Here is a 21845-nt window from a genome sequence, read left to right as displayed (position 1 = left end):
CGGGCTCAGGAAACCAGTTCGCTGAACTTCTCGATGGATTCATCGAGATCGGCTTGCGCATGCTTCGCTACAGCTTTACCGATCGGTCCGACGATCATCGCGCCGTTGAACGATGCGTCGATCGTCGCTTTGGTTCCTTCACCTTCAGGCTCGACGCCGAAGGAGATGTCAACCTTGACGCCAGCCATGCCGGTGCCGGTGATGCGCACGTGGCTGAGTTCTTCGAACTCTTCGACAGTCCACTCGATTTTGTTCGCCATTCCCATTACGGAGATGACCTGGGTGATCTGTGTTCCCTGGCCTGGAGTTTCGGGCAGTTCGCTCTTCCACTTGACGTGCATCTTCAGCCACTCGTCCCAGCGCGAGAGGTCAAGCAGGGCTGCCCAGCCCTTTTCTGGCGGAACGGGGATGAATTTGGTGACGGACACTGATGCCATGATGGTCTCCTGATGTGTGTTTGAGGGTGGATTATTTAGCGTTCGGCAGGCCGGTAAGCGGTGACGACAACCGCGCCGCCTAGCCCGATGTTGTGCTGAAGTGCGATCTTCGCGTCGGCGACCTGCCGCTTGTCGGCCTTGCCGCGAAGCTGCCAGGTGAGTTCTGCACACTGTGCGAGTCCGGTCGCGCCGAGTGGGTGGCCCTTGGAAATGAGCCCGCCGGAGGGGTTCACAACCCAGCGTCCGCCGTACGTCGTGTCGTCGTTGTCGACGAGCTTTCCGCCTTCACCTTCCGCGCACAGTCCAAGCGCTTCATAGGTGATCAGCTCGTTGCTCGAGAAGCAGTCGTGCAGTTCGATGACGTCTACTTCGTCAGGTCCGATTCCTGCCTGCTCATAGACTTTCCGCGCCGCTGTCCGAGTCATGTCCGCGCCGACGAGGGTGATGGCGCTTTTTGCATCGAAAGTGGAACTCAGGTCGGTGACCATAGCCTGGCCGACGATTTCTACCGCGTACCTGCCGAGACCATGGTCGTCAACGAACTTTTCGCTGGCGAGGATCGCTGCGCCCGCGCCGTCCGACGTCGGTGAACATTGCAGTTTCGTCAGCGGAGAGTAGATCTCCTTCGAGTTCAGCACCTCGTCGAGGGTGTACTCATCCTGGAATTGCGCGTAGGGATTGTTTTGCGAGTGCCGGTGGTTCTTCACACCGATCTTGGCGAATTGTTCGGCTGTTGTGCCGTACTTCTCCATGTGCTCACGGCCCGCTGCTCCGAACATGTAGGGCGCGGGCGGCAGTGCGAACTCCTGCAGTTCCGCGAGCGCAAGCAGGTGACGCATCATCGGCTGCTCGCGGTCGTCATACGTGGAGCCGAGCGAACCCGGCTGCATTTTTTCGAATCCAAGTGCGAGCGTGCAGTCCGCGAGACCACCCCTAATGGCCTGCGCGGCGAGGAACAGGGCAGCTGAGCCAGTGGAGCAGTTGTTGTTGACGTTCACGATCGGAATGCCCGTCATCCCGAGTTCGTAGATCGCCCGCTGCCCCGATGTCGACTCCCCGTAGACATAACCGGCGTAGGCCTGTTCAACCTCGTTGTATGCGATCCCCGCGTCGTCGAGCGCTTTGATCCCCGCGGTGCGCGCCATGTCTGGGTAGTCCCACTCCACGGCGCCCGGCTTCTCAAATTTCGTCATCCCTACTCCGATGACGAAAACCCTGTTCTGCGACATTGCACGAACTCCCTGATCATCGGCGCCCATCTGTGTGGGACGCTGTGTATCAGTAATGTAGGTGATTCAAACTGTCTCACACAAGTAGGTTGGCGGATATTCTTTGAACGTGTCGCAGAAACCAGCAAAAGATCCCGCATCCGAGGACCGGCGTGCGGTGCGGTGGGAAGCACACAAGGAACGGCGCCGCCTCCGCATCCTGGAAGGCGCTGTCGCCGCAGTCGAGGAACTGGGGCCCGACGTCGGCGTGAGCGAGATCGCGAAACGCTCCGGAGTCACCCGCGCGGTCATTTACCGTTTCTTCCGCGACCGCGCCGACCTCGACTTTCAGATCAGAACCCACATCGCTGACGAGGTTGTAGCGGGCCTCATGCCGACCTTCACGCTCGACGACACCGCCGAGCGGCTCATCCGGCGTGCGATCCACACCTATATCGAGTGGACAAAACGGCACCCAAACCTGCACCAATTCGTGGGGCGACGATCCTCGCGGGACGGTTCACGCGGCCCGGACGTCGCCACTGGCGCAAAGACCGCGATGGCGCTGCAGGTCAGCCAGATGTTCACCACGGCCCTAGCGATCGCAGACCGCCAGACCGACGTCGCGGAACCGCTGGCATTCGCACTTGTCGGCCTGGTCGATTCGACAGTGAACCGCTGGCGCCGCCAGAAGGGCAAAGGGATGACCGCCGAACGTCTCGAAACCCTCCTTGCCCAGTGGATTTGGCAACTCATCGCGATCAACATGGAGGGCGTCGGCGTAACGATCGCCCCAGACGTTCCCGTAGCGGAGGCGATCAGCCAGCTGTCAGAAAGCGCGTGAGCGTTAACCTCTAGCGGCAGCACGCCATGCCGACCGCCCACCTCTGCGCGACAACCGGACGACCAGACTCGCATTGTCGCTCGCAGGTGGGCGGGTAGCTATTCACTTCTCGTGCGCCGCTCGCATCCTCCAGGACAAAACTTGCGCGCGTCGCGGTTACTGTCAGTGTCCTCACATAACCTGGAACTTATGCACGAGCAAGGAGGCACAGCGTGACGCACGCGGGGCACCCAAAACTGCATTCCATGGCCGATTGGAACGCACTTGCCGAAGACAGCTCGGTCCACGTCGAATTGCAGGAAGGCGTCCTCATCGTGAGCCCCCGGCCGCTGCTGCCCCACGCACGGGCTGTGAACCGCATCTGGAGGCAACTCGACGATCAGCTCCCGGCGGGGCTCGAGGCGATCACAGAGTTCGAGGTCTGTGTCGACGCTGGCCCCCTGCCGACGATCCGGATCCCCGATATCGTGATCGCCCGCCCAGGAGATGCGGTGAACCGGCTTGCAGCGAATGCGGTTCTCGTCGCGATTGAGGTCATCTCTCCTGGATCACGGAAGACAGACCTGATCACGAAACGCGTGGAGTACTCGGATGCGGGCATCCAGCACTATTGGGTCGTTGATCTCGAACCCCCAGTGACACTGACTGCGTTCCATCAGGCAGGTGAGTTCGGCTACCAGGAATCGCCTTCAGCCACGGGGGTCTTCGCCACGAAGTCGCCCGTCCCAATGCAGATCCTTCTAGACGGGCTGATCGCCCCCCGGTAGATCCCCGATAGTCGCGGCCCGGGGCGCAGGTCAGTCGCCTGTGAAGCGGCCCGGCCGCTTCTCCATGAATGCGGCCAGCGCTTCCCGATGGTCGTTGGAATGATGCGCGAGCGGCTGCATAGCGGCCGAAAGCTCCAGGAGGCTTTCCAGGCTCATCTTTTGGCCCTCACGTAACAGCTTTTTAGTCATTCTCAGTGCCTGCGGTGGGTTCTTCGCAACGCGCCCGGCAAGTTCACGCGCTTCGGCCATCAGTTCGTCTGGTGTGACGACCTTGGAGACGAGGCCCCATTCGAGTGCTGTGTGCGCATCGACCGCGTCGCCGGTGAATGCCATCTCGGCCGCGCGCGCGTTGCCGACTGCCCGCGGCAATAGCCACGCCCCGCCGTCTCCTGGGATGATTCCGAGTTTGACGAAACTTTCCGCGAAGACTGCGGTATCGGACGCGATGCGCATGTCACACATCAGTGCCAAGTCGCATCCAGCGCCGATAGCGGCGCCGTTGACGGCGGCGATGATGGGGACCTCACAGTGGTAGACCGCGAGGGGGATTCGCTGGATTCCCGATCGGTAGCCATTTCTCTGCTGGATTGGCGTGCCACCGAAAATGCCTTCGCGCTCAACCATGTGTTTGACGTTCCCGCCGGACGAGAAGCCCTTCCCCGCCCCAGTCAAGATGACGACGCGGGTGTCCATATCGGCGTTGACCTCAGCAACCAATTCAGTAAGGCGGTCCACCACCGTCTGATCCGAAATGGGATTACGCTGCTCCGGCAGGTTCAGCGTCCATGTGGCGATGCGATCTGCCTTGGACGAGAGGACCTGCTGCTGCGACATTACTGACCTGCCTGTCTGCGAACTACGACCACTTGTGCAGTAGCGCTTGCAACTGCGCTGCGAGTTCACGCGGCGCGTCGAACATTACGTGGTGACCGCTGGAAGCCAGCACCTCATAGACGGCATCCGGGCCGAGCAGTTCTTGCGTGGCACGAAACGCTTCGTCGCTGAGCACAGAGTTGCGCCCCGCACGAATAAGGGCAGCAGGGCAGGAGATGGGTTTGCTGGCATCGTGCGGCCGCGCGAGCGCTGAGAAGATCGACGGATCGAACTTCCACGTCCAGCCTCGCTCAACGCGCCGAACGGAACGGAGCCCCACGTGCCGGGCCAAGTAAGGCGCGATCCGGTCGAAGGTGCCGATTGGCTGGAATGCCGCGACTGCCGAGTCCTGGTCACGATAGATACGGTTGTTGGTCGCCGCGATCTCAGCGAACCCTGATCTGCTTCCCGACGAGGGAGGTTTCGCAAAACCGGAATCAAGGAAGGCGACACCGCCGAGCGAATCCGTGTGCGCGGCGACCTGGTAGGCAACTCGACCGCCCATGCTGTGAGCAATGATCACGGGACGAGGTGCTGCGAACTCGTGCAGAACTGCGCGCACCTCGTCGGCCCACGTCTCGTAGCTGTACGAACGGCGATGTCCGCTGTCACCGTGGCCGCTCAGACTCAGCGCGATGACGCGGCGCGATTCACACAGCAGCGGACCGATGTGATCCCACCAATTCGCGTTCGCAGCCACCCCGTGGATGAGAAGAACAGTCGGCGCACTGGCCTGGCCCCAAGCACGAAAACTGATGTCAACGCCGTCGACTCGAACCTGGCCTACATCTACCGGCGTCTCCATCGCGAGGCGGAACCACTCAGGAGCACCAATTGTCCCCATACCCATTCATCCGTCCTGGCTGCTCGTCACGGCAACGGCGCACCGCGCGCGGTAATCCACAATTCGTACCACTCCTCGTGGCTCAACTCCGGCGCGCGCCCTACCGCGTCGCGGCAGCTGCGGATCCGATCCGGACGTGCACTGCCAACTACCGGCTCGATGCGTGCTGGGTGCCGTTGCAGCCACCACAGCAAAATTGTTTCTGGCGTAGTGCCCTTCGACTCAGCTAGCTTCTCCACCAGTTGCGCGGTCTCATGCTCGGCTGTCGTGCCCTGAAGCCCGCTGTACTTCCCCTGGGCGAGCGAGGCCCAGGCCTGCAGCCTGATCCCGTGCATCCTGCAATGTTCCAAGGTGCCATTCGGAAAACCCACTTCCGTCGCGTGGGTGGTGTTGACGAGCACTCCTAGTTCGAGCCAGTCGCGGCGGTGCAGGCTCATTTCCAGCTGGTTCACCACGAGTGGCAACTCCAGCCGCGACTGCAGCAGGGCGATTTGCGGAGCGTCCATGTTCGATACGCCGAACTGTCGCACCATTCCCTGACTATGCAGCGACATGAGCGTTTCGGCGATCTCGTCGGGATCGGCGAGCGGGTCGGGGCGATGCAGGAGGAGGGTATCGATCACGTCGGTGCGGAGCCTCGTCATGCTTTTTTCGACGCTCGTGCGGATATGGTTCCCCCGGAGGTCGTACATGCCCGCCCGGTGTGCGTCTGCGAGGCGGATCCCGCATTTAGTCTGAAGGTCGATCTGCCCACGCAGCGACGGGTTCCGTCCCAGCAGCTCACCGAACACCGCCTCTGATTTGCCTCTGCGGTAGATGTCCGCATGGTCGAAGGTGGTGATGCCAATCTCGAGCGCTGCTTCAACAGCCGCTTCAGCGTGCGCAATCTCAGCTGATCCGTAGTCTTCCGCGTTCCAGTCCCCACCGAGACCCATACATCCGTAAAGCAGCCGCGCTTCTCCCGCCTGTGCACTCATCAGTCATTCACACCCTTCGGGCACTCTACGTGCGAGAACGCTCGGAGTGACGGCGCCGACACCCCTAACACTGCGCTGAGCGCACGTCTTGGCGACATACATCTCAGTCTTCTCGACAGCCGCAGCCGTCGCCTCGTCAACAAGCACCGTACCGGGGTCTGCCTGCTCGGTCAGCCTGCTCGCCACGTTGACTGGCTGACCGAAGATGTCACCAAGCCTGGATACGACTTCACCTGTTGCCATCCCCACCCGCACGTCGGGAAGATCATTCTGGCCCGAGATCGCGGCGCTCAATTGGGTCGCGATGTCAGCGCCCTGCCCTGGAGTGTCCGCTGCGAACAGGATGGCGTCGCCAATCATCTTGATAACGCGGCCCCGGTTGCGCAGGACGATGTCCATAGCTACAAGTTCAAACCGCGTGACGAGCCGAGCAAGTTCGTCGGCGCTCAGCGTTCCTACGAGCGACGTAAACGAAACCATGTCTGCAAACCCGACAGTTAGAGGCAGCTTTTGCGCATCTTCCGACATGCGGCCGAGCCGCCAGGCCGCGATCGCTGACAGTTGGCGGCGCCACGCGTACAACACGATGCTGTCGAGATCGTCGATGTGCTCAGCGATGAAATCCATCGCGGTTCGCACGCTCTCAGCGGCGCCGGCATCATTTCGCCGTGCCGCGCGATCTTCCATCGCGATCACCTGCCAACTCGCAAGGCGCGACATGTGGTGGCCAAGCGCGCGCAACAAACTGGAGCTGAGGTCTTCGTCCGGGCGCGCCCCCGCCTCAAGGCGCGCAAGGATCGCCACGGCTTGGACGTCTGCGGAGGTGAAGACTTGTTCGTCGGCTGCGGGCTCGGCGAATCCGAGGGCGCGCCAGAGCCGCAAAGCTTGCTCCGCAGTGACGCCCGCAGCGTCGGACAGCTCTGCCAGCGTCATGCCCTGCGACGCACCCAGGAGACGATGCAGCATGGCCTGACCGCTGTCAGGTGGCATGCCATCGTTCATCTGTTCCACCATTTGGTCCGGACAATCTAGTACTTGAGAGTCTAAAGGGCATTTGGTACCAGGAGCCGAACAAATGGCGCGAGAGGGCGTTAGACGAACTCAACCACGACGGACGTAAAGGAATCGTTGTCATCACCTGGGGCCGTGTGAGCAGCACCGTCGAGTTCAATGTACTGGGCGCTCGGTACGGTCTCCAGGAACCGGCGTGCGCTGTGGCGGCTCACCACGTCCGAGATCGCACCGCGAATGAGGAGCAGCGGAATGCGCAGGTTCGCCGCCTTCAGTTCAATGTCGTTTGCCTGCTCAGCGGGGTCGTCCATCGGCTCCTGGACAAAGCGCGGATCCCAGTGCCAATACCAGCGCCCATTGTCACGCTGGCGCAGATTACGCTGCAGCCCGTCAAGGTTCGACGGGCGTGTCCGGTGCGGCATGTAGTCCGCGATCGCGTCAGCAGCATCCTCGAGCCTCGCGAACCCGTCGAGGTGACGGAGCATGAAGTCGCGAACGCGGAGGCCGCCTTTACGCTCCATTCGCGGCACAATGTCGACCAGTACCAGTTTGCGGACCAGGTCATCGCCCACCTCGTCCGCGACGAGTATTCCCGTCAGCCCACCTAGACTCGCGCCGACGATCACCACCGGCTCGTCGAGCTGACGGATGACCGAAACGACGTCCGCAGCGAACAGTTCCAGACTGTACAAAGCGCTGCCGGTCGCCCACTCACTGTCCCCATGGCCACGCGCGTCGAGCGCGATTACCCGGAGGTTGCGCGCTGCTAGCCGCTCACCGGTGCCCTTCCACGAGTGTCGCGTCTGTCCACCACCGTGCAGAAGCAATACCAGTGGGCGCCCTTTATCACCCCACTCATCCCCGGCGAGTCTGAGTCCGCCATGCCCAGTGAATGAGACTGGTCGCGGATCCAGGGTCTCGGTTCGATTCATATCGTTCTCCTCATCGGCGGCAGGAACCCAGTGCTTTACGACCTGCAGTGCAACGTCATTCGAGATTCCCACACCATGACGCAAATTTCACATTCAGGTGGGTGATGCCCGACCTCACCAATTCGTACTCTTCGTCCTGCTCCGAGCGCTAGTATCGGGCAATCCGGCCACTGCGGTCCGGCGGGGCACGGTTTGACGGGAATGGGAGTACGGCGATGTTTTTTCCGTATACAGCCGAACAGGCATTCCAGCTCGGTCAGTTCATCGCCTGGGCTCTCTGCGAGTTCGGGCCGCTACTCATGCTGCCATGCGGTGGAGTGGTGCCCTTTGTGCCGCCGCCCCTCTCCTGATGCAACTAAAGCAATGCCGTCGGCACCGAGCCACGGGATAGTCGAACTCGACTAATCGAACTCGGGTAGTCTAGAGCCATGCCCGTATCGCGTGCGCTCAACACGCCGCTCTCCCTGGCCCTGCTCGCACTCGTAGCGGAGGGGCCACGCCATCCCTACGACATGATGTCCACATTGCGTGAGCGCCGGGTTGACGAACTCGTCCGTATGCGCGGTGGTTCGCTGTACGACGCCATCGCACGGCTCGTCAAAGCGGGACTCGTCAGTGAATGCGGCGTCGGACAGACTGGCTCGAGACCTGAGCACACCGTCTACTCGATAACCCCGCCGGGAGAAATGCGGCTCCGCGAACTCGTCACCGAGTTCCTCGGTACGCCGGTCAATGAGTATCCCCGTTTCCCCGCGGCGCTCGCGCACATCCTCGTCATGGCGCCTGGGGAGGCAGCGGCGCTGCTTCGCGGCAGGGCTCAACACCTCGAGACGCTGGCCGCACAGTCCGAGCGTGAGCTGCGGACCGCACCAGATGCCCTGCCACGCGTTGTGACACTGGAAATCGAGTATCTCCAGCGCATGCGGAAATGCGAAAGCGAATGGCTGCGCGAGGTGGCCGCAGAGATCGATAGCGGCCAGATCACGTGGCTTAAACCAGCCGCATCTGAAACATCAGATCAAAGGAGTACCAATGAAAACGAGCAGTGAAATCGACCGGCTGCGCAGAAAACTAAGACCGTTCAACAAGGTGATTGTCGGACTGCAACGATGCGGCATTGCCATCGGGACGATGCATGTGCTGTCTGTCCGAGGCCGCAAGAGCGGGCAGATGCATTCGACGCCCGTTTCTCCCCTCACTGTGGACGGTGTGCGCTACATCGTGGCGGGCTTTGAGCACGCCGACTGGGTCAAGAATGTCCGTGCCGCTCAAGTGGGAGAACTGTCGAAAGGCCGTAAGGAGCAAGCTGTCAAGCTCACTGAACTGCCGCGTGAAGAGCGCGCACCAATCTTGCGGGCATTCCCCCGCGAGGTACCCCACGGCGTCCAGTTTTTCGTCCGGACGGGCGTCACGGCCGGGCCCGATCCGGAGTCTTTCGCCGCAGCTGCGGACCGCTGCCCTGTCTTCCGGGTGGAACCGATCCAGAGCTAATTGTTCTCTGCGCGGCGAGCGAGAGTCCATAGAACAAGCGCACCGAAAAACCCCGCAACCAGTGGTGAAGCGAACAGCAGGAACTGGCCAGCGCCCTCGAGCATGACGTGGAGGCTGGTCTGGACCTCGCCGATTCCGCCATAGGCCGTCCAGCCGAAGCTTCTCGGTGGAAACTGAGTGAACACCGCTGCAACTGGTCCCGCAAATAGAGTCGCGGCGCCCAGGACGGTGGGCAGCGGCCGCGTGGGCATCGCCGACGCGACCGCGTAACCTGCTGACGCGGCGAAAGCGAACAGGAACACAACCCCAAAGGCGTCCTCCACTCCTGCGACAGCAGTCCCTATCGCTACGAGGACGAGCGCGCCGACTCCGGCGAGGATATTTCCGTACCAGTGCGCCAGAACCACTCCGGCGAGCACGCAAACGGCAAGGAGCCCAGCGCTGGTCACATTGAGCATCCAGCCAGCGCTGATCAGTGGCAGCGCTGTTCCGGCGACGACCATCGAGACGATTAGGAACCTGCCTGCACCGCTGCCCAGCCACAGCGCGATCGCACATGTCAGCAGGACCGCGAGGACCATCCCTGCGATCGGTACCCAATCTGAATCGAACTGTGCCACCTGTCTGAAGAGCACACCCGTGAGCGCGAGGAGAGTAGCGCCTGCCACGATGCGTCGATCTCCGTCGCTCACCGTCGGCGCCGGTTTCACCAGCGCAGCAACAAGCAGTGTCACGATGATGACTCCAGCGATACCGAGCACGACCCAGTTCGCCGTGTCAGTCGCACCGAGGTAGTCCGCGTACCGGCGCGGCCGATTCGTATCAACGCGCGCAATCACCATCGCGACAAAGCCAGTGACGATTCCCGCAAGCACTGCAGTTCGGTGCACTGGGTCTGCGGGGCGAACCGAGAAGACTGCCGCGAGAAAAACACCTACTGCGATGCCACCGAATACTATTCGGGCGCTACCGCTGATTAGGGCCTGGATCACGATCAGCGAGCCACCCGAGCCAGCGAGGGCCGCCGCACTTGCCCAGACGTTTCGCCCCGCCAGGAGCTGCGCGACGGCAACGCCCGCGACGAGAACTGCCACACCAGCTCCGGGCGCGGAGTCCAGTGCCATGAGTGTCCCGCTGTCCACGACGGTGCCGTCGTATTGCCACTGGGGCTGCACGAGCAGAGTGACAGCTAAAAGGCCTGCAAGCCATGCCGCCACTCGTGACATCACTATTCGCATACCCCGACGCTAACCATGGTGTGATCGTCTCGCTTGCTCAATGGAAGTCCCGCGACTTCGCTGCAACTCGAAGGTCCAGGCGTTCCAGGCGGTCTGCGACGACAGTGACGACCCCTTCCGCGTTCTGCACCTTCCCTCTGATGAGCAAGGCTGGCGCCGTGTGTGCGAGCACCCGGTACCTTCGCCACAGTCCCACCGAGCACACCACATTGACCATGCCAGTTTCGTCCTCGAGGTTGATGAACGTGACACCCGCTGCGGTGGCGGGCCGCTGCCGGTGCGTCACCGCCCCGCCTACCAGCACGCGAGAGCCATCTGGCGCTTGAAGCAGCTGGTCGGCTGGAATCACCCCCAGTTTCTTCAGCTCCGGACGCGCGAATTCTGTGGGGTAGTTGTCGGGTGTGATGCCAGTTGCCCACGCGTCAGCTGCCGCGAGTTCTGCATCGCTCATCCCCGGAAGTGTCGGCGCGTCCAGTGAGGGTCCCATACCCGGCAGGCGGTCTGGCCGTTCCTCCGCTGCCGCCCCTGCCGCCCACAAACCTTCCCGTCTGCTGATTCCGAAACAGCCCAGCGCGCCGCCAGTAGCCAGGGCCTCAATCTGGGAGGTTGTGAGTTCAACCCGGCCGGCCAGATCGAGCAGCACCGTGTACGTACCACCGCTCTCTCGTTCCGCCACAATCTCTTCCGCCTTTGCCTGTCCAATCCCGCGGACGGACGCCAGGCCAAGACGCACTTCAGTGCCTTCATTTTCGAGAGTGGCGTGGGCAAGGCTCGCGTTCACATCCGGCCCGTGCACGGTGACGTCATGCCGGCGCGCATCCGCGACGAGTGATTGCGGTGAATAGAAACCCATCGGCTGGGCACGTAGCAGCGCGGCACAGAAAGCTGCTGGATGGTGCAGCTTGAACCACGATGAGTAGAACACCAGCGCCGCAAAACTCTGCGAATGGCTTTCGGGGAAACCAAAGTTCGCGAACGCATAGAGTTTTTCGTAGATACGGTCAGCGACGGCGCCGGTGATGCCGTGTTTCTGCCGCATACCCTCGTAGAAGCGCACCTTGAGGCGTTCCATCTTCTCGGGTGAACGTTTCGATCCCATCGCCCGTCGCAACTGGTCCGCCTCTGACGCCGAGAAGCCTGCGACGTCGACAGCAATCTGCATGAGTTGTTCCTGGAACAGCGGCACTCCGAGTGTCTTCTTCAATGCTTTCTCCAAAGAGGGGTGGTCGTAGATAACGGGTTCGAGGCCATTGCGGCGGCGGATGTAGGGGTGGACCGATCCGCCCTGGATCGGTCCGGGGCGGATCAGCGCAACTTCGACGACAAGGTCAAAGAAGTTGCGGGGCTTGAGTCTTGGCAGTGTTGCCATCTGGGCCCGCGACTCGACCTGAAAAACTCCCACAGAGTCAGCGCGCTGCAACATCTCGTAAACGGCTTGTTCGGTGAGATCGATCTTCGCGAGATCCACCTCGACACCTTTGTGTTCAGCAACGAGGTCGATGGCGTAGTGCAGGGCTGACAGCATGCCCAGGCCTAGCAGGTCGAACTTGACGAGTCCGACTGCGGCACAGTCATCTTTGTCCCACTGCAGGACGCTCCGGTTTGCCATGCGTGCCCATTCGACTGGGCAGACGTCCGCGACTGGGCGGTCGCAGATCACCATGCCGCCAGAGTGGATGCCGAGATGCCTTGGGAAGCCCTCTATCTGGGCAGCCAGATCGAGTACCGGCTTAGGTATGCCCCAATCGTCATCACCATTTCGGACGCCGCTCCAGCGGTCGACGCGTTTGCTCCACGCGTCCTGTTGTCCTTGCGAGAAACCGAGCGCACGTGCCATGTCACGCACCGCAGAGCGGCCACGATAGGTGATGACGTTGGCGACTTGCGCGGCGTGGGTGCGGCCATAGCGCTGGTACACGTACTGAATGGCTTCTTCCCGGCGATCCGATTCGATATCGAGATCGATATCCGGCGGACCGTCACGTTCCGGTGCTAGGAAGCGTTCGAAAAGTAGGCCGTTCGCCACAGCGTCGACGTTGGTGATGCCTATGGCGTAACAGACCGCTGAGTTCGCCGCTGACCCTCGGCCCTGGCAGAGGATGTCGTTGCGCTTGCAGAAAGACACGATGTCATGAACCACCAGGAAGTAGCCGGGGAAACCCAGTTGTTTAATGATGCGGAGTTCGTGTTCGATCTGCGCATACGCCTTCGGGTGGCGTGGCCCATACCTGTCATAGGCGCCACGCATGGTGATCTCACGCAGCCAGGTGTCCTCGGTGTGACCTTCTGGAACGTCAAATGGCGGAAGTTTCGGTGCTATGAGTCGCAGGTCGAAACTGCACTGTTCACCTATGTCAGCTGCTGTGTGCACCACGCCCGGGTAACGGCTGAAGAGGTGTGTCATCTCCTCACCGGACCGGAGAAAGCCATGTGCGGCGGGTGGCAGCCAGCCAGCTGTCTCGTCAAGGCTGCGCCTCGCCCGCACAGCAGACATCGCGGCAGCGAGCCGAGCCCGGTCGGGCCGCGCGAAGTGCGCTCCCGTGGTTGCGACGGCTGGCAATCGATACTTGCGGGCAAGCTCGTAGAGCAGGTCGTTGCGTTCATCGTCATCCGGCAGCCCAGTTTTGGTGAGTTCTACCGCGACATTGCCGAAGCGATCGATGAGTTGGATGAGTGCTTGCTCCGCCGCCTCTGGACCACCTTGTGCAAGCGCTTTGCGGACAGAGCCTTTGCGGCATCCGGTCAGCACCTGCCAGTGCTCCCCCGCTGCACCAGCGAGGGCGTCGATGTCGTAGCGCAGCTTTCCTTTCTCACCGCCTGCCAGGTGAGCTTCGGCAATCTGGCGGGAAAGACGACGGTAGCCTTCTTGCCCTTTCGCGAGTACGAGCAGGTGCGTGCCATCCGGGTCCGGTTCTCCGGTACGCGGGTTTACCGCCTCAAGCCCCAGCTCGGCGCCGAACACTGTGCCAATATCAAGTTCCAGAGCAGCTTCAGCGAATCGCACCACCCCGTACAGGCCGTCATGATCGGTGACGGCGATCGCTTTCAGCCCTAGACGCGCGGCTTGTTCGACCATTTCCTCCGGCATGGAAGCACCATCGAGAAAGCTGAACGCCGTGTGGGCGTGCAGTTCCGCGTACGGGACGCGAGATACGGTTCTCGGCAGTTCCGGTGGCTCGTAGGCGGACCGTTTCCGTGACCAGGCGGGACTGTCATTTCCGTCTCCAGGAAACTGCTGACCAGGGCGACCGGACAGAATACGTTCCAGCTCCGACCAGGTCGGCGGTCCGTTGAACCAGCTCAAGACACACTTCCCCTCGACACAGATGTTCTATGACCAATTGCCGGGCGGGGAAGTCACCCGATGAGTCAACTATAGAACATGTGTTCGAATGAAGGAAGGGGATTCGGAAGGACATGCAGTTGGCACCCGCATGCGTCATCAACTACACATCCTTCCGCGAGCGCAATCGGGCGATCATCGCCTCAAGCTCCCGATTACGCTCCTCGAGCGCCAGAATCTGAGCAACCCCGGCGAGGTTGACGCCATCGCCAACCAGTTCCCCGATGCGCGCCAGCAAAGCAAGGTCCGCTTCGCTATAGCGCCGCGTTCCACCAGCCGTGCGCTCAGGCGCGAGCAGTCCAAGCCGCTCATAGTGCCTGAGCATTTGCACACCCACTCCTGACAGCTCTGCCGCGACCGAGATTGCGTACACGCCACGCCCCGGATCCAAGGGGCCAGGGAGGCGACCGTCAGCCATGACACACCTCCCTCCTCGGCAAAATTCCCTCTTGTGCACATCGCATCGTAGTGATAAAAAAACTATAAGAGACACTAACAGGTTTTATCTAGTGTTCTCGAGAGATCAGTCAATGAGGAGGTGGGAGACATGCTCATGCGTACCGATCCGTTCCGTGAACTTGACCGCCTGACGCAGCAGGTCCTCGGAACCAGCGCACGCCCAGCCGTCATGCCAATGGACGCGTGGCGCGAGGGTGACAAATTCATCGTCGAATTCGATCTTCCCGGGGTGACAGCAGATTCACTCAATCTCGATGTCGAACGGAACGTCCTCACCGTTCACGCCGAACGCCCCGAACGTGGCGAGGGCCAGGAAATGATCGCGTCTGAGCGACCGCGGGGAGTGTTCAGCCGTCAACTGTTCCTTGGCGAAAACCTCGCCACCGACAGCATCGAAGCGAACTACGAGAACGGGGTGCTGCGCGTAACCATTCCGGTGGCTGAGAAAGCCAAGCCCCGGAAGATCGAAATCAGCAGCCAGCCCTCCAAGCAAGCAATCAACGCCTGAGCAATGGAGGCATGGGAACTGATTTAAGACCACTTAGGTGGCCCAAGCCCACTCCCCATCGGGCTGGGCCACCTAAAGTCGGACACATGACCGAGCGGATGCGCCAGTTCTCACACGCGGGGTTCACATTTGATGTCCTCGACAGTGGCCCGCTCGGCGGTGAGCCGGTCATCTTGCTCCACGGCTTTCCGCAGCGCGCCTCTTGCTGGGTAGCAGTGATGGATCACCTCAACCAGCACGGGTACCGCACCTATGCGCTGGACCAGCGCGGTTACTCACCCGGTGCTCGCCCCAAAGGCCGCATGGCATACCGGATGAGCGAGTTGGTGGGCGACGCTCGCGCAATGATTGACGCCACCGGAGCGGACAAAGTCCACGTTGCAGGCCATGACTGGGGCGCCATCGTCGCATGGACCCTGGCGTCCCGCCATCCCGAGCGTGTCCGCACCCTGACGACCGTCTCGGTCCCTCATCCCGGCGCTTTCGCCGCCTCCATGCTGCGCAGCGACCAACTGGCGCGCTCCTATCACATGCTGCTTTTTCAGGCACCCTGGCTGCCCGAACTGACGGTCAACCAGTTTCCGACAGCTATCGAGTCTGCACTGAAGAAGTCCGGCATGACGCCCACTCAAATCGAAGCGTTCCGTAGTGAGATCGTCGAAGACGGGGCACTCACGGGTGGCCTCAACTGGTATCGAGCGATGGTTTTCGCTGGTCAGGGCGGCTCTGCCAAACGTGTTCACATTCCCACCACGCACGTGTGGTCTGACCGGGATCCCGCAATTGGACGGAAGAGCGCTGAACTCACTGCTGAGTACGTCGCCGCGCCTTTCAAGCTCGAAGTCATCGAAGGGGTGAGCCATTGGGTCCCCGAGGAAGCTCCTGATGTGCTCGCGCGAATCATCATCGAGCGCGCCACTAGCGGCGCAACATAGCAATAGGGTCCACTATCTGAGACAGACCCTGGGTTCAGGAAAGACATATACCCCATAACGGCTTTCTGAACGTCATCTGTCGATTGTTCAGGAGACATCGAGCCGTGTTTTCACCATACTGGGGTGGGATATGCCTCCGACAAGAAAGGTGTTCTCATGCTTCCACCGATCGACCAGATCGATGCGTTCGTCCGGGATCTCGTATGGCAGAACTTCGGAGCGGTTTTGCAGGCTCTTGAGTTGATCCCCAGCTACTTCCCCTGACTGCCCTCACCCCCACCTGCCCTCTACATTCCAGATCCCTGCGGTGCACTTGACGAGTAGAGCACCGCGGTTTTCTGTGAGAATCTCCAGACGGGCAGCGCGCTGGGCCGAACCAGCATCCCACCAGTTTTCGTCGACGCACCACGGGCCCGCCCATGCTTCGATTGAGTATTCGCACTTATCCCACTTGAGGGTGTGCGGTTCGGCAGTCAAGATCCCCCTGCCCGTTACGAGCACCTCCTTGCGGCGCTCATCCAGCAGTGCCACTTCTGGTGCTGGATCGTAAACTTCTGATGGCGCGGGTTCTGGCAGCTTTCCTGGCCAAGGCGCTGCAGGATCAGAGGCTGGAACCTGCTCGTCACCCAGCGTAATGAGCGTGACCCGCTCTGCTGTGCCTCTTCCGCCGCTTTGCACCCCGATGCGGACAGCGTCACCACCAAGAAGTCCCTGCACGCGGATCAACGCGCGGCGGGCACGTTCTTCGTCTTCCCCCACCCCTCCCCACAGTCCCATCTGCAGCGCACCGGAACTCACAACTTCCACAGGTTCGAGTCGCAAAGACGTGATCCCGGCAGAAGGGGAGCTTTGGTGATGCCCGGTGAGCCAGCCATCTAACTGCCAGCGGACGCGATCCGCGGTGCCTTCTGGTGTCAACGGCTCGGCGCATCGCCACACACGCGCATGTTCCTCCCCATTTTCGGTTCGGGCAAGAACCCGCAGCCGAGTGCACGCAACGTTCGCAGCCGCTAATTTGTCGTGCAGTTGCACCGCAAGCGCGCGACCCGCGAACGCAGCCATGTCGACACGTTCAATTGGCGGATCGCATCGCTGCGCTACCTCCAGATCAGGCGGCAGCGCGCGGCCAGAGGGTGGGCGGTCCGGTTCGCCCCGGGCCCGGCGATGCGCTGAGATAGCGTCAGTACCGAAGCGCGAGGCCACATATCGGGCCTCGATAGCAGCGAAATCGCCGATGGTGCGCAATCCCAATCGAGTGAGCAGCCCAGTGAGTTCCGCACGCTCCGCAGCCGCGAGACCTGGCTCAACGGCCAGCTCCGATACGGGAAACGGTGCAAGGTAATCCGCATCCCACCCGCTCGGAACAACCTGGCCATGCCTGGCTGCCAGCACGGCAGTGAAAATCTGGTCCGCTATTCCGGCCTGGCATTCGACTCCGGTGTCAGCGATCGCATCGATCAGTCTTTCTGCCGCTGCTTCTTCCCCGCCGAGATATCTGGCCACGCCGCGAGCCGGCAGCACCAGCAGCCCTGGCCGTACAATTTCCGCGCCTGGCACTATCGCGTCCACTGCGGCGGCCACGGACTCGAACCGTCGCGCATCACGATCCTCGTCAGCAACGCATACGTAAAGTTCAGGGCATCGAGCCTGCGCTTCCCGCCGCCGCACCCCTCGCCGCACTCCTTGCATACGCGCGGTTGCAGAACATGCCATGACCCGGTTGCTCAGAAGCACAGCTACCGGCTGATGCGCCGCGATACCGGCCTCAGCCGACGCCGCAACGGCTGGCCAGTCGGGGCACCACAGTGCAAGAACCCGAGACTCGTGACTCATCGCGCACCCACCTTCAGCGGTGCAACGTCAGCAAGGGTTTCCTCATTTTCCCACTGAACTCGTCCAGCCGTGCATGTCAGCCGCATGGCCACGTGCCGCGGCTGAAAAGAACGCCCCCGCGCCTGCATGGTGAGACTGAGACCACGGATGCGCCCATGCCCCCTGCCCAGCCCGCGATAGGCACGCACATGGCTTTCCAGCACTATCTCGGGCTGCGGCCACTGGCCATCCACGGCAACAAGCACAGCCTTCTTACTCCTCGCACGCGCAGTAAGAGCTCGCGCCCGGGTGTAGGACACATGGGTTCCCCCCATCCCCAGCACCACGAGGTCCACACCATCAAGCAGTACTGCCGCCACCTCTACCGGATCTGGGCCAGGGTCTGGAATGACTGCGATTCGCCGTAGCTCCCCGCCCATCTCTGCGACAGCAAGGAGGCTCAGTTCTGGCATGCCGACCACTGCGACATGGCCACCGGCTGCCGTAACTGAAGCAATCAGGCCCAAGAGAACAAAACGGCTTCCCGTGATACCGAGTATGGAGCCTTTCGCGAGCCGCCTCCCTGGCAGCACTGCCTCGAAAGGCCCTGGTACGGGTAATTTCTCTGCTTCCGCTGAGCGTTCTTCAGACACATCTCCGGGCCCCGGCGAGTCGACCGGAACTACAGAGCCAACACGACCAGGTACAGCGGCTATCCGGCTCCGCAGCTGCTCAATCTGCTCATGCCTGGAAAGAGTAGCCAGACTGGCCGAGCATGCAGACATACCACTCCCCTGAAATCCCAGTGACGCGCGGGCGCGGGGAAGACGCAACCTGCTCGAACACAAGTTCGATACTTCTAGTAAACCTCAGGGGTATGACAATTAAAAGGCCCCCGCATCAACTCCATTACAACTTCGCACTGCACTGGTCACAGTTCCCGTATGGACTGGCCGGAAAACTGCTCTTACCACTACATTCTGGAGAATGACGAACCTGGAACAAGCGCGTCGTGCTGCGGGATCTGGCTATTTGGTCGCAGGCCGCTACCGCCTGCGTTCCAGAATCGGAAGCGCCGGAAGCGCAGCACCGTGGCTCGCGAAGGATCAACTCCTTGACCGCGATGTCGCCGTCAAGCCAGCGATCGTCACTCCAGGGCTGCCACGCCCCGCACTGACCGAGGCACGCGCCCGCGCGCTGAGGGAAGGAAGCGCTGCCGCACGGCTCTCGCACGACAATATCGTCACCCTCTATGACGTCGCGCTCGATGGTGATGATCCGTGGATGGTGATGGAGTACGTACCCTCCATCGGACTAACGCACGCTCTTCACCTGAGCAGCCGGCTGACGCCGATGCTTGTTGCCCAGATCGGCGCCCAGGTGGCGAACGCGCTGCACGCGGCTCACGGAACGGGACTTCTGCACCGTGACGTCCACCCGGGCAACGTGCTCATCACGAACGGCCGAAACCCTGGACGCGTCAAGCTTGCGGGATTTGGTCTTGCCCAGCCTGCCGATGTTCAGTTCGCCCACCTCAATGTCATCGGCACTCCCGGCTATCTCGCACCCGAAATTGCGCGAGGAGCGGACGCGACCCCAGCCACGGATGTTTTCTCGCTGGGCGCCACGCTGTACGCCGCTGTCGAAGGGGTGTCCCCATTCGGGCCTTCGAATGATCCGATTTCGCAGCTCAATCAGACGATAAGCGGATCTGCTCGCGGGATGGCACGACGCGACGAATTCTCAGCTGTGGTGGCGGCGATGATCGACGCGGATCCGGCGAACAGACCAAGCATCGGCGAGGCGCGCAATGCTCTGGCGGCAATCGCCGCTGGCGACGACGGGACGATCGCGTTCATCCTGTCCGCGCCGCTGCAAATCCCGCCCGGCGAGACGCCCCCCTGGCAGAAACGATCCGCTTCCCAGTTCACGCATGAACGTCCTGCCCGCAACACACAACGCAGCACTGTCAGCGCGAAACTGCCCAGCGCAGCGAAATCACAGAGCGCACCGCAAAGCGCGCCCCTGTGGTCCGGCGGAAATACCGGCCCGTCGCAGCCACCTGCACCTCGGTTCAAGCCGCGCCCCATCGTGGTCGACAGCGAACCGGAGCCCGTTACCTACGGGGAGTACGCCGAGGGCGAGTTAGCTGACCTCATGAGCACCAACCGGCTGTCACTGATCGTTGCGCTGCTCTTGCTCGGTCTCGGCGCAGGTGCCGCAATCATCGTGGGAATCGTTGTGAGCCAGATCTAACTAATGTGCCTCCGGTGAGCCCAGCGGGTCAACGCATTGCGGTTTGACTGCTGGGTCTTGCGGAGCACATTGGAGGCGTGGGTTTCGACCGTCTTGATCGAAATGAACAACTCCTCAGCGATCTCGCGATATGTATACCCGCGTGCGAGCAGTCGCAGAACTTCAAGTTCCCGAGGCGTCAGCGAATCGAGTTCAGGGTCGAGTGGAGGCTCGGGGACCGGCGATTTGCCGGTAAAAGAGTCGAGGACAAATCCCGCGAGGCGCGGACTGAAAACCGCGTCACCCCCGGCCACCCGGCGTACCGCGTCGGCGAGTTCGGCCCCGGAGATAGTCTTCGTGACGTACCCCCTCGCCCCCGCCCGGATTACCGCGATCACGTCTTCGGCCGCGTCAGAAACGCTGAGCGCAAGGAAGACCGGTCCTTCGTCGACTTCGCGCAGGACGGAAACACCCCCGCCCTGCGGCATATGGACGTCAAGCAACACAACGTCGGGCCGGGTCTGGCGGATCCCGCTGACCGCCTCCGTTACTGCCCCCGCCTCGCCAACGATGTCGATGTCGGCTTCGGTGGCAAGTTCCGCCCGCACTCCTGATCGAAAAACCGCGTGGTCATCGACCAGAAAGACGCGGTAGGTCCGGTCAGTCATTCTGTCTCCTCGACTTCGGTATTCGCGTCGTCCCGCTTAAGGTAGATCCGCACCTCAGTACCTTTCCCGAGTGCCGTACGGATGTCGACCGAACCGCCGCGCCGTTCGACCCTCTGTCGCACCGATTTGGCGAGTCCCTGGCGGTCGGATGGCACACCCTCAGGATCAAACCCCTTTCCGCGGTCACGCACAAACACACTCACCTTTTGCGGCTCCACCTCCGCGAACAAATCGATGTTCGATTCACCAGAATGTTTGGCGGCGTTCACCAATGCCTCTCGGGCCGCACCGAGAAGCGCCACGTGCGACGGCGAGTCACTGATTCTGAGATCACCGACCGTGACCGGCTGAATCGTCACACCGTACTGATCCTCAACCTCGCCCGCCAGCGACTTGAGCGCCGCTGCCAGACTCTCCGGACTGTCTGATTCTGCGCTGAACAGCCATCGCCGAAGCTCACGTTCCTGCATCCTGGCGAGTCTTTGTACCTCCGCGGGGCGTTCTGAACGTTTCTGAATCAGAGCAAGCGTCTGCAGAACGGAATCGTGTAAATGTGAGGCTATTTCGTCGCGCTCCTCGGTGCGGATGCGCGCGGCGCGCTCTTCATTCAGCGCACGCCACATCCGCAACCACAACGGGATGGTCAGAACTGCGACACCAGCAAGGGTCACCAGCACTGCCATCAGCGACGACCTCAACGCACCGAAATCAACCTGCCCCAGCCAAATGACCGAAAGCCCAAGGACGACGAGCGTGACACCGCCAATCACGCGAGCCCAGGTCAGCGCCGTCGGTCTCTGCGAAAGACCCAGCATCGACCGCGGCGCACCCGTGTCGAACTCCCGCCACACCAGCGCCGCGCCCGCAACTGCAACAAGCACCGGAACCAGTACTGCGCCCAGCGCGCCGCTGGACAAAAGCCCGAACCCGACTGCTACCGCGCCACCAATGGTGGCAAGACCAATTGCCTGGCGTCGCCGCTCCGGACTCAGCGGCTCCGTATCATTGCCGGGCGGAGTAAGTATCCAAAGCAAGCCGTAAACGACCACGCCGATGCCCGCGGCGGCGCTCAGCAGGACAAACGCTAACCGGACCTTCTGTTCGTCGGCACCGAGATGGTCTGCAACTCCCCCGGCTACACCACCGACAACCCGGCCTCGAACACGCCGGTACAGCACCGGCTGGGACGGGTCAGGGCGCAGGGCAGGGTTCACGGTTCGATCCTGACATGATCAGAGGCTGGCCGGCATCAGGGCTCCACCC

General features: G+C 61.8%; 22 protein-coding genes. 8 read left to right on the top strand and 14 right to left on the bottom strand.

Annotated features, from left to right (window positions below):
- Window positions 1-5 precede the first annotated feature (5 nt).
- The gene (locus FHU29_RS20455) at window positions 6-437 is read right to left on the bottom strand and encodes a type II toxin-antitoxin system Rv0910 family toxin (RefSeq protein ID WP_064438308.1); all 432 of its coding nucleotides are present in this window, start codon (window positions 435-437) and stop codon (window positions 6-8) included.
- A 35-nt stretch (window positions 438-472) separates the two neighbouring features.
- The gene (locus FHU29_RS20450) at window positions 473-1666 is read right to left on the bottom strand and encodes a lipid-transfer protein (RefSeq protein ID WP_064438309.1); all 1194 of its coding nucleotides are present in this window, start codon (window positions 1664-1666) and stop codon (window positions 473-475) included.
- Window positions 1667-1775: 109 nt separating this feature from the next.
- Between FHU29_RS20450 and FHU29_RS20445 the strand changes: the two genes are divergently transcribed.
- On the top strand, window positions 1776-2489 hold the full coding sequence (locus tag FHU29_RS20445; RefSeq protein ID WP_064438310.1) for a TetR/AcrR family transcriptional regulator: 714 nt from the start codon (window positions 1776-1778) through the stop codon (window positions 2487-2489).
- A gap of 245 nt (window positions 2490-2734) precedes the next feature.
- On the top strand, window positions 2735-3256 hold the full coding sequence (locus FHU29_RS20440; protein WP_064438663.1) for a Uma2 family endonuclease: 522 nt from the start codon (window positions 2735-2737) through the stop codon (window positions 3254-3256).
- A gap of 30 nt (window positions 3257-3286) precedes the next feature.
- Here FHU29_RS20440 and FHU29_RS20435 read toward each other — a convergent pair whose 3' ends face one another.
- The 5 genes from FHU29_RS20435 to FHU29_RS20415 all read right to left on the bottom strand — a co-directional run bounded on the left by FHU29_RS20435 (window position 3287) and on the right by FHU29_RS20415 (window position 7893).
- Window positions 3287-4090 carry a crotonase/enoyl-CoA hydratase family protein gene (locus FHU29_RS20435; protein WP_064438311.1) on the bottom strand — a complete coding sequence of 268 codons (804 nt, stop codon included), beginning with the start codon at window positions 4088-4090 and terminating at the stop codon, window positions 3287-3289.
- 22 nt (window positions 4091-4112) lie between these two features.
- Window positions 4113-4973 (bottom strand): alpha/beta fold hydrolase, encoded by an 861-nt coding sequence (locus tag FHU29_RS20430; protein ID WP_183377632.1) that lies wholly within the window; start codon window positions 4971-4973, stop codon window positions 4113-4115.
- 26 nt (window positions 4974-4999) lie between these two features.
- The gene (locus tag FHU29_RS20425) at window positions 5000-5950 is read right to left on the bottom strand and encodes an aldo/keto reductase (protein ID WP_183377631.1); all 951 of its coding nucleotides are present in this window, start codon (window positions 5948-5950) and stop codon (window positions 5000-5002) included.
- Between the two features lie 3 nt (window positions 5951-5953).
- Entirely contained in the window at window positions 5954-6952 is a 999-nt protein-coding gene (locus tag FHU29_RS20420) for an adenylate/guanylate cyclase domain-containing protein (protein ID WP_064438313.1), read from the bottom strand.
- An 89-nt stretch (window positions 6953-7041) separates the two neighbouring features.
- The gene (locus tag FHU29_RS20415) at window positions 7042-7893 is read right to left on the bottom strand and encodes an alpha/beta fold hydrolase (RefSeq protein WP_064438665.1); all 852 of its coding nucleotides are present in this window, start codon (window positions 7891-7893) and stop codon (window positions 7042-7044) included.
- Between the two features lie 215 nt (window positions 7894-8108).
- Between FHU29_RS20415 and FHU29_RS23445 the strand changes: the two genes are divergently transcribed.
- The 3 genes from FHU29_RS23445 (at window position 8109) to FHU29_RS20405 (ending at window position 9384) form a co-directional block, all read left to right on the top strand.
- Complete coding sequence (locus FHU29_RS23445; protein WP_013808791.1) at window positions 8109-8243, top strand: hypothetical protein; 135 nt, start codon at window positions 8109-8111, stop codon at window positions 8241-8243.
- A 78-nt stretch (window positions 8244-8321) separates the two neighbouring features.
- On the top strand, window positions 8322-8942 hold the full coding sequence (locus FHU29_RS20410) for a PadR family transcriptional regulator (RefSeq protein ID WP_064438314.1): 621 nt from the start codon (window positions 8322-8324) through the stop codon (window positions 8940-8942).
- Entirely contained in the window at window positions 8926-9384 is a 459-nt protein-coding gene (locus FHU29_RS20405) for a nitroreductase family deazaflavin-dependent oxidoreductase (protein ID WP_064438315.1), read from the top strand. Before FHU29_RS20410 ends, FHU29_RS20405 begins: the two co-directional genes overlap by 17 nt.
- Here the strand turns inward: FHU29_RS20405 and FHU29_RS20400 are convergent.
- The 3 genes from FHU29_RS20400 to FHU29_RS20390 all read right to left on the bottom strand — a co-directional run bounded on the left by FHU29_RS20400 (window position 9381) and on the right by FHU29_RS20390 (window position 14383).
- Window positions 9381-10622: a hypothetical protein gene (locus FHU29_RS20400; protein WP_157094851.1), complete on the bottom strand. Its 1242-nt coding sequence runs from the start codon at window positions 10620-10622 to the stop codon at window positions 9381-9383. The genes FHU29_RS20405 and FHU29_RS20400 overlap by 4 nt on opposite strands.
- Before the next feature lie 37 nt (window positions 10623-10659).
- Window positions 10660-13926 (bottom strand): error-prone DNA polymerase, encoded by a 3267-nt coding sequence (locus FHU29_RS20395; protein WP_064438317.1) that lies wholly within the window; start codon window positions 13924-13926, stop codon window positions 10660-10662.
- A 142-nt stretch (window positions 13927-14068) separates the two neighbouring features.
- Window positions 14069-14383, bottom strand: coding sequence for a MerR family transcriptional regulator (locus tag FHU29_RS20390; protein WP_064438318.1), 315 nt, complete (start codon window positions 14381-14383; stop codon window positions 14069-14071).
- A gap of 129 nt (window positions 14384-14512) precedes the next feature.
- On the opposite strand from FHU29_RS20390, the gene FHU29_RS20385 reads away from it, so the two are divergent.
- Together FHU29_RS20385 and FHU29_RS20380 are read left to right on the top strand one after the other, a co-directional pair.
- Entirely contained in the window at window positions 14513-14932 is a 420-nt protein-coding gene (locus FHU29_RS20385; protein WP_064438319.1) for an Hsp20/alpha crystallin family protein, read from the top strand.
- Between the two features lie 86 nt (window positions 14933-15018).
- The gene (locus FHU29_RS20380) at window positions 15019-15867 is read left to right on the top strand and encodes an alpha/beta fold hydrolase (protein ID WP_064438320.1); all 849 of its coding nucleotides are present in this window, start codon (window positions 15019-15021) and stop codon (window positions 15865-15867) included.
- A 270-nt stretch (window positions 15868-16137) separates the two neighbouring features.
- On the opposite strand, the gene FHU29_RS20375 is transcribed toward FHU29_RS20380, so the two are convergent.
- Both FHU29_RS20375 and FHU29_RS20370 read right to left on the bottom strand, forming a co-directional pair.
- Window positions 16138-17700 carry a DNA polymerase Y family protein gene (locus tag FHU29_RS20375; RefSeq protein ID WP_064438321.1) on the bottom strand — a complete coding sequence of 521 codons (1563 nt, stop codon included), beginning with the start codon at window positions 17698-17700 and terminating at the stop codon, window positions 16138-16140.
- Entirely contained in the window at window positions 17697-18464 is a 768-nt protein-coding gene (locus FHU29_RS20370) for a hypothetical protein (RefSeq protein WP_064438322.1), read from the bottom strand. Before FHU29_RS20370 ends, FHU29_RS20375 begins: the two co-directional genes overlap by 4 nt.
- 202 nt (window positions 18465-18666) lie before the next feature.
- Here FHU29_RS20370 and FHU29_RS20365 point away from each other — a divergent pair, with 202 nt between their 5' ends.
- A complete protein-coding gene (locus tag FHU29_RS20365; protein WP_064438323.1) occupies window positions 18667-19935 on the top strand; it encodes a serine/threonine-protein kinase in 1269 nt (422 codons plus the stop codon).
- On the opposite strand, the gene FHU29_RS20360 is transcribed toward FHU29_RS20365, so the two are convergent.
- Together FHU29_RS20360 and FHU29_RS20355 are read right to left on the bottom strand one after the other, a co-directional pair.
- On the bottom strand, window positions 19932-20582 hold the full coding sequence (locus FHU29_RS20360) for a response regulator (protein ID WP_064438324.1): 651 nt from the start codon (window positions 20580-20582) through the stop codon (window positions 19932-19934). The two genes, FHU29_RS20365 and FHU29_RS20360, sit on opposite strands and share 4 nt — an antisense overlap.
- Window positions 20579-21796 carry an ATP-binding protein gene (locus tag FHU29_RS20355; RefSeq protein ID WP_064438325.1) on the bottom strand — a complete coding sequence of 406 codons (1218 nt, stop codon included), beginning with the start codon at window positions 21794-21796 and terminating at the stop codon, window positions 20579-20581. The genes FHU29_RS20360 and FHU29_RS20355 overlap by 4 nt, the downstream gene beginning before the upstream one ends.
- Window positions 21797-21845: the final 49 nt, after the last annotated feature.

The sequence above is a fragment of the Hoyosella altamirensis genome, assembly GCF_014191505.1.
GTDB classification, from domain to species: Bacteria; Actinomycetota; Actinomycetes; order Mycobacteriales; family Mycobacteriaceae; genus Hoyosella; species Hoyosella altamirensis.
This window is presented reverse-complemented; position numbering and strand designations above follow the sequence as displayed.